At 51.0% G+C, this 7,295-nt stretch carries 9 protein-coding genes and 1 pseudogene; 2 read left to right on the top strand and 8 right to left on the bottom strand.

Going from position 1 to position 7,295, the window contains the following annotated elements:
- Positions 1-68: 68 nt before the first annotated feature.
- Genes ACRBB0_RS26000 through ACRBB0_RS25965 form a run of 8 tightly spaced genes read right to left on the bottom strand, consistent with a single transcriptional unit; the run spans position 69 to position 5,913 of the window.
- Complete coding sequence (locus ACRBB0_RS26000) at positions 69-344, bottom strand: hypothetical protein (protein WP_431377380.1); 276 nt, start codon at positions 342-344, stop codon at positions 69-71.
- Positions 341-1,462, bottom strand: a complete 1,122-nt coding sequence (locus tag ACRBB0_RS25995) for an NAD(P)/FAD-dependent oxidoreductase (RefSeq protein WP_431377379.1) — start codon at positions 1,460-1,462, stop codon at positions 341-343. Before ACRBB0_RS25995 ends, ACRBB0_RS26000 begins: the two co-directional genes overlap by 4 nt.
- Positions 1,462-1,713, bottom strand: a complete 252-nt coding sequence (locus tag ACRBB0_RS25990; protein ID WP_431377378.1) for an FAD-dependent oxidoreductase — start codon at positions 1,711-1,713, stop codon at positions 1,462-1,464. The genes ACRBB0_RS25995 and ACRBB0_RS25990 overlap by 1 nt, the downstream gene beginning before the upstream one ends.
- A 45-nt stretch (positions 1,714-1,758) precedes the next feature.
- Positions 1,759-2,847, bottom strand: coding sequence for an NAD(P)/FAD-dependent oxidoreductase (locus ACRBB0_RS25985; protein ID WP_431377377.1), 1,089 nt, complete (start codon positions 2,845-2,847; stop codon positions 1,759-1,761).
- An 18-nt stretch (positions 2,848-2,865) separates the two neighbouring features.
- Entirely contained in the window at positions 2,866-3,546 is a 681-nt protein-coding gene (locus ACRBB0_RS25980) for an ABC transporter permease (RefSeq protein WP_431377376.1), read from the bottom strand.
- Positions 3,543-4,232 carry an ABC transporter permease subunit gene (locus ACRBB0_RS25975; RefSeq protein WP_431377375.1) on the bottom strand — a complete coding sequence of 230 codons (690 nt, stop codon included), beginning with the start codon at positions 4,230-4,232 and terminating at the stop codon, positions 3,543-3,545. Before ACRBB0_RS25975 ends, ACRBB0_RS25980 begins: the two co-directional genes overlap by 4 nt.
- Positions 4,233-4,289: 57 nt before the next feature.
- The gene (locus tag ACRBB0_RS25970) at positions 4,290-5,087 is read right to left on the bottom strand and encodes a transporter substrate-binding domain-containing protein (RefSeq protein WP_431377374.1); all 798 of its coding nucleotides are present in this window, start codon (positions 5,085-5,087) and stop codon (positions 4,290-4,292) included.
- Between the two features lie 52 nt (positions 5,088-5,139).
- Complete coding sequence (locus tag ACRBB0_RS25965) at positions 5,140-5,913, bottom strand: ABC transporter ATP-binding protein (protein WP_431377373.1); 774 nt, start codon at positions 5,911-5,913, stop codon at positions 5,140-5,142.
- 146 nt (positions 5,914-6,059) lie between these two features.
- On the opposite strand from ACRBB0_RS25965, the gene ctlX reads away from it, so the two are divergent.
- Together ctlX and ACRBB0_RS25955 are read left to right on the top strand one after the other, a co-directional pair.
- A complete protein-coding gene (ctlX, locus tag ACRBB0_RS25960; RefSeq protein WP_431377372.1) occupies positions 6,060-6,980 on the top strand; it encodes a citrulline utilization hydrolase CtlX in 921 nt (306 codons plus the stop codon).
- Between the two features lie 26 nt (positions 6,981-7,006).
- Positions 7,007-7,295: pseudogene (locus ACRBB0_RS25955) on the top strand (ornithine cyclodeaminase); the annotation flags it as partial.

The raw sequence follows: 7,295 nt of genomic DNA, 5'->3' as shown, positions 1-7,295 counted from the left end.
ATTATGCGATCTGTGTAAATGCAAGCGAAGAAAGCCTCGCGTACTGTATCGACGCCGCCCCAACGTTGTTACTCACGCTCGGCATTCAAACGGTCGAGAGTATGCTTCCATTCAGCTTCAACATCTTTAGAAAACTGGTTCACACCAGCGCGTTGGAACCAATACGCTGCATTGGACAAGTCACCTTCGATAAGATGAACTAGCCCATGAACCAAGTCATAGGTCTGCTGACCCTCATTCATTTGATAGAGGTCATGGCAGACCTGCCAATTCTTTCCTGTCATGAAGTCGTCGTCTGCGAGAGACATTGTAGCTGAGATCAATGTACGTTTGTCGGAGGTCATAGTCCTGGTCCAAGTTTCAGCAAGCTGCCATCCGTAAATCGCGCAAATCTGAACCTTGCCAGATCATGTCCGGTGGGGTTTCCAACTACCAAGTTCGCCACTGCTTTCCCAATGCCTGGTCCAATTCCAAACCCGTGCCCACTCATTCCTGTCGCGATGACAAAGCCTTCAAACTGGGGGTGTTTGTCAACGATTGGCACAACGTCAGGCATCGCATCAACCATGCCAGCACAAGAGTCGAGAATCTTCGGCCTTCCGACGTCAGGAAAGCGTTTTGCAAACAGATCTTGTGCTCTAGCAATGGATTTCATGTTAGGTTCAGGGTCAAGAACGCGTGTGGTTTCAAAAGGCGACTTTTCATCTCTTCCCCAACTTCGACTCACTCTCCATTGATCTGGAAAACCGGTTGGCGCTACCCATCTCAACGTTGTTGCTTTAAAGCTGCGCTTTGCAACCGGTAGGTAGTGCTTTGAATGACGCAGCGCATCGGGCCCGAGATAGAATTCTTGATTGTCTGCCACTGCAATAGTGTACCCTCCATCTTCCCGTCGACGAAAGGCAAACTGTTCATCGACTGCACAGCCTGAATGAAAATCAGGCAGTTGCGCAGTCCGTGCCACAGTCGCCTTTATCGACAATTGAGGGATCGATATGCCGTGTCGTTGACAGAATAGCGACGACCAAGCACCGCCTGCAAGAACCACATGATTGGTACTGATCTTTCCGCTTTCAGTGTAAACCGCCCTCACCTGGCCGTCGTGAGAGGCCAGCGTACGCACAGCGCAATTCTCTCGTATGCGGGCACCTTCTTTCTGAGCTAGCCTAGCTACAGCAGGAACAGCCTTCCATGGTTCAGCGCGAGCATCGCTGGCTGTGTGGATACCACCCGCCCATTTGTGCTTCTGATATCCAGAAGGACGATCAACGAGTGTATCGATCTGTGAACTTGACAGATTAGATGACTTTAGGCCGTTGGCCTTCGCGATCGACAGCCAATCGGACATGTCCGAAAGCTCTTGCTCGCTGCTGGCAAGATAGGTTGTTCCGGTCCTGACAAAGCCTGTTGATCCACCCAATTCGGTATCAATATCTTCCCATAGTCTAATGGCTTCCATCATTATCGGGAGTTCAGCCGCGTCTCTGCCCTGCTGGCGTTCCAGCCCCAGTTTCGAGAAGACTGCTCACCAGCAACCCTGCCCTTTTCGCAAACAATCACTTTCTGGCCAAGACGTGTAAGATAGAGGGCGGCAAAAACTCCAACGACGCCACCACCAATAATGACGACATCGGCAGATTCTGGAAGGTCATCCTGAAACTGAACAAGCGTCCTCTCGTTGATTGGACCGGTATGGGGTTTCGAATTCGCCAACACGTTGTTCCTGTTTGTTGATTGACCCGCCAAGTTCAAAACATCTCAGTGCTGATCTTCCCTAAAACGATCTGGACCGAAAGGTTTGAGTAAATCGGCTCTATTTCCGTTCGCTATCTCGTCAGCAACCAACTTGCCGATTATGGGTGCCAATGTAATCCCGCTATGGGTCGTTGCGACGTAGAGATCTTCACATTCTGTCACGTAACCTACAGCTGGAAAGCCATCAGCTGGCATCGGTCTTGTTCCGGTCATGATTTGCCGAATAGAAATACCCTCAATTGATGGCAACAACGTGCGAAGTCGTTCCTCTATGACCGCTGCAAGTCTCGTTGGATTCTTCGGATCCAAGCCACCACTGAACTTTTCACCCGCGATCAATCGACCATCCAACTCTTGGCGTACGTGCACACCGTGGGCCATTATGAGGTGCTCAATACAACGTTTGACCGGCTCCGTGTGGACGATAACGCCCTGCCCATTGTCCATCGGCAAATGGACATTTGCGCCCGATAGTATAGCCCCTGAGTTCACACCAGCTGCAACGACGACCACGTCTGCCGATAGGGTGCCAAAAGTTGTATTGATGCCAGAAATCTTTTTGCCATCGCGTAGAAAGTCGAGAAATTCGCAACCTAGAAGCAGCTTAGAGCCCGACTTGACCGCTCTTTTGAGAAAAGCATTTGTTGCCGGAACGGGATCCAAAGCTCCTTCGATAGGACTATAAACGCATATGTCCGGCGCTTCAGCTACCAATGGTTCCAGCTGCATGAAACGAGACTTACCGATCAACTCAACAGGATAGTTCTGCCGCCTCAGCTGTTGGTACATCTTTGTGAGCTCAGCTTCGGTTGCGCCGTAATACAGAGAACCGCACTTTCGAAAACCAAACTCGGCACCAAGATCGGCGGACAGTTCGTCGTAGGCGGCAAGACCTTGCATCCGCAATGCGAAGTATTCTGGGGTCGCCGCATAGTTTGCATTGATCCAAGAAAAGCTTTGCCCCGTCGCACCAGCTCCAGGTGCAGCTGCGTCAATCAGCGTTGTCTCGATACCAAACTTTGAGAGGTGATAGCCTAGTGATGCCCCCACAATACCCGCACCGATAATTATTGCGCTTTTTGGAGGGGTCATTGTTGTGATCACCTAACCCTATAAGAGGAAACCTGCATATCGCTTTTCCAAGAACCGGAAGACGACAGTGATTGCCATAATCACAACAACATAGAACGCCGCTGCGGCAACAAATCCTTCTAAAGAAACATAATAGGTTGCGTTCAATTCTCTACCCACTCCAAGGATGTCGATAACCGTGATAGCACTTGCGATAGCACTTGAGTGAACCAAAAAAATCACTTGGTTTGAAAGCGGAGGGATCGTACGTCGCAGCGCACCGGGCAAAGTCACATGACGGATAACTTTCAACTCAGACATGCCATAAGCACGGGCAGCTTCGATTTCACCTCTGGGTATGGACATGAGTGCACCGCGAACGATTTCGCTAACATATGCAGCGAGATTCAGAGTGAACCCTACAAGCAGGCAGACCCCAGCATCCTTAAGGAAAAACCAGACCCAGCTTTCTCTAACCGCTTCAAATTGAGAGAGGCCATAATAGAGTAGATAGATTTGAACCAGCAGTGGCGTGCCTCTCAAGACATAGGAATAGATGCGAGAGAAAGTGCCAAGGATGGGAACGTTATAGACACGAACCAGTGCCAACGGGAGTGATAACGCGCTACCGGTAATAAGTGATATGCACACGATCCAGAGTGTGACGTAGAGCCCGTCGAAAAATTTCGGTAAGAACTCTATGATGATATCGAAGTTCATGCTGCCTGCCCCCGCTGATAGTGGCGGTCAAGTGCGCGGAGAGCGAGGTCTGACATGAATGTCAGCGTGAGATAGATGAAGAATGCGACCAACAGAAAGATGAATGGCTCGGATGTCGATTTACCAGCCTGCTGCGCCGTGTAGGTCAAGTCCTGCAAGCCGATTATCGATACAAGCGCAGTGGTCTTCATCAAGATCAGCCAGTTATTGGTAAAGTTCGGCAGGACAAGTGGGATAAACTGCGGCCAGACTATTTCTTTTAGCCATACGCGCGGACGCATACCGAAGGCCTTAGCCGCTTCGATCTGTCCCTTTGGAATAGCAAGGTAGGCACCGCGAAATGCCTCGGTCATGTACGAGCCAAAGATAAACCCAATTGCCACAGAACCAGCAAAGAACTGGTTGATCTCAAACCGCTCGAATATGCCGGTGCTGGCAACGATATGATTGATCAAAATTTGCCCACCGAAAAAGATGATCAACATGAGCACGAGCTCGGGAACGGCTCGGATTAGTGTCGTGTAGAAAGAACCGATCGCGCGGAGTATTGGACTGTCGCTCAATTTCATCGTAGCGCCCAGAAATCCAAACACGATGGAGATGGCAAGCGAAGTCAGGCTGAGCGTTATCGTAATCCACGTGCCCTTCAGAACATAAGGCAGAAAATTTTGAAGGTTTTCGATCATACGGTACTTTCTAGAAGTTAAGAGCGGCGCCTCATAACAGAGGCGCCGCAACTTGCATTAGTTTGTCGCCGGATAGATGTTAGTCTCGAAGTAACGGTCGTTGATCTTTTTGTACTCACCGTTTGCTTCGATCGCGCGAATGGCTGCGCTCAACTTATCACGCAATTCAGTTTCGCCTTGACGCACACCGATGCCCGCACCCACGCCAAAGAATTCCTGGCTTTCGTGCTCAGTACCGGCAAGCGCGAAACCTGCTCCGTCATCGCTTTTGAGCCACGACTCTGCTTGTGGCGCACCGACGAATGTCGCGTCAACGCGACCCGATTTCATGTCCAGCCAAACCTCGTCCTGTGAAGGGTAAGTTTTGATGGTTGCCTTTGGAAACTTGGCTTCCAAAAACTTCTGCTGAACCGTACCTGCTTGGGTGCCGATGGTCACGCCTTCCAAACCAGTTTCATAGGCATCATTCAGTTCGACACCGCTCTTGGCGATGAACACTGTTGGCGACGCCTGATAGGGGATCGTGAAGTCAATGACTTTCGAGCGTTCGGCCGTGATCGACATGGACGCAAGGATAGCATCGTAGTTGTTGGCTTGAAGGCCAGGGATGATGCCATCCCACGCCTGCTCAACCCAGGTACATTCTGCCTTCAGCTCAGCGCAAAGCGCTGCACCAACTTCAAAATCGAAGCCAGTCAGTGTTCCGTCCTCGTTTTTGAAAATGAATGGCTTGTAACCTGGGCTCGTACCCCAGCGGATTGTAAGCTTGTCTTCGGCGATCGCTGTCGTTGCTGTGAACGACACTGCGCTCATCATGGCGGCGACACCGAGTGTTGCTGCGATTAGTTTTTTCATTGGATAGTCCTCCTTGTTGATTCAGTAGTTTGGTTGAACATTTCGCTGCTACTCAATTCCTGGCATGGGCCAGAAACTCACCCCAACGCTCACCCTTCGGCCGCTTGGAAAACATCTCCTTCGGCGATCCAGATTGCGAAATCTCGCCGTTATGAAGGAAAATCACTTGGTCACTCACATCGCGGGCAAATGCCATCTCGTGAGTAACGACCAACATGGTTCGACCTTCCTCAGCCAGCTCCCGCATGACTTTGAGCACTTCGCCGACCAGTTCAGGGTCCAGCGATGATGTTGGCTCATCGAAAAGCAGAGCTTGGGGTTCCATAGCCAACGCGCGCGCGATCGCAGCGCGTTGCTGCTGGCCGCCTGATATGTGCGTTGGATAAGCGTCTTTGCGTGCGTACACGCCAACACGTTCCATTAAATTGTCAGCAAGCTCACCGGCTTCAGCCTTCGACTTGCCCAGCACCTTCATAGGCGCCAGCATGATGTTCTCGCGGATCGTAAGATGTGCCCAAAGGTTGAACGATTGAAACACCATCGACAATTGCGAGCGCAGTCTTTCAACCTGACGCTTGTCTTCGACGACACCCTTGCCGTGACGGTCTCTCGATATCTTGATCTTTTCGCCTGAAACATTGATCTCGCCGGCTTCGGGCATCTCAAGCAGATTGATACAGCGCAAAAAGGTACTTTTCCCGGACCCGGACGCACCCAGGATCGAAACCACATCGCCAGCCTGAGCCTCAACGCTGATGCCCTTGAGTACTTTTACGCTCCCAAATGACTTCTCAATGTCGCGTACGTCTAAGATCGGTGTCTTCACATCTTTACCTTCTGACTGGTATAGTATACCAATGTTAGAGAGAAGCGCGAACCAGAGTCAAGCGCCCTGCCCAAAAAAGATGAGCAGAGAGACTAGCTAACTGCGCATGAACAGCCCGACACGGGACTTTTGACGAGGAGAATTCTATGTCGACACAACAGGCACCTGCCGCAGTGGTGATGATCAGACCCCACAAATTTACCGCAAATCCGCAAACCGCTGAGGACAACTCATTTCAAACCTGTAGTGGTTCTGTAACCGGCCAAGAGGCAATTTCAGCACTCGCCGAATTCGATGCCGCAGTTAACAAGCTGGAGGCAGCCGGGATCGTTGTGCACACCTTTGAAGATCATGGTGAACGTCAAACGCCGGACTCTGTTTTCCCCAATAACTGGTTCTCCACACACACTGGCGGGCACATCGCCGTGTATCCGATGTTCACTGAAAACCGCCGACTTGAACGTCGCTGGGATGTGATCGAATTCCTTAAGCGAAATTACCGTGTCCAGGATGTGATCGATTATTCCGGCTTGGAACAGGACGATTTAGCTTTGGAAGGCACTGGCGCGATGGTGCTCGATCACATTGAGCGTGTGGCCTACACGGCAGAGTCCAACCGCGCTGATCCAATCATTCTTGAGCGGTTTTGCACCAACTTCAATTTTGAACCCATGGCGTTCAAAGCGGCCAACAGAGATGGCAAGGCGGTTTACCATACCAATGTCATCATGGCGGTTGGCACCAGCTTTGCTCTCGTCTCTACCGAAATGATGGTCGATGCGGAACGGCGTACAGCCGTTGTCGACCGTCTCAAGGAATCCGGCCGCGACGTGATCGAGCTTAGTGAAGCTCAGATCGACGAGTTCGCGGGCAACGCCATGGAACTCTCAGCAGGCTCACAGAGATATCTCGCGATCTCGTCACGCGGTGTCGACAGTCTCACCGACAATCAGAAGTCGCGCATCGAAAAGAGCGCTACGCTTCTCCCTATTTCTATCCCAACCATCGAAACCGCCGGCGGCTCTGTCCGCTGCATGATGGCGGGTATTCATCTTTCAAAACGCTAATTGAACAGACTTATCGGACAAAACACATGAACAATCTTGCAGCAAAACCGGTCACAAACCTTGAACCTTCTAAACTCGCAATGGTCCCCTTCGTCAGCGTCGACAATATGATGAAGATCGTGAACACCATCGGTGCTTCGAAAATGATCGCCGAGATCGCGAGCTATATCGAGTCTGATTTCTTGAGATGGGAATCTTTTGACAAAACACCCCGCGTTGCCTCTCACTCCAAAGAGGGTGTCATCGAACTGATGCCGACGAGCGACGGCGAGACCTATGGGTTCAAATATGTCAATGGTCATCCGGCCAATATGG

Origin of the sequence: Pelagimonas sp., from assembly GCF_050633425.1 — a bacterium.
Lineage (GTDB): Bacteria > Pseudomonadota > Alphaproteobacteria > Rhodobacterales > Rhodobacteraceae > Pelagimonas.
Note: the sequence above shows the minus strand (reverse complement) of the source record. Positions and strands in the feature narration are given on the sequence as shown.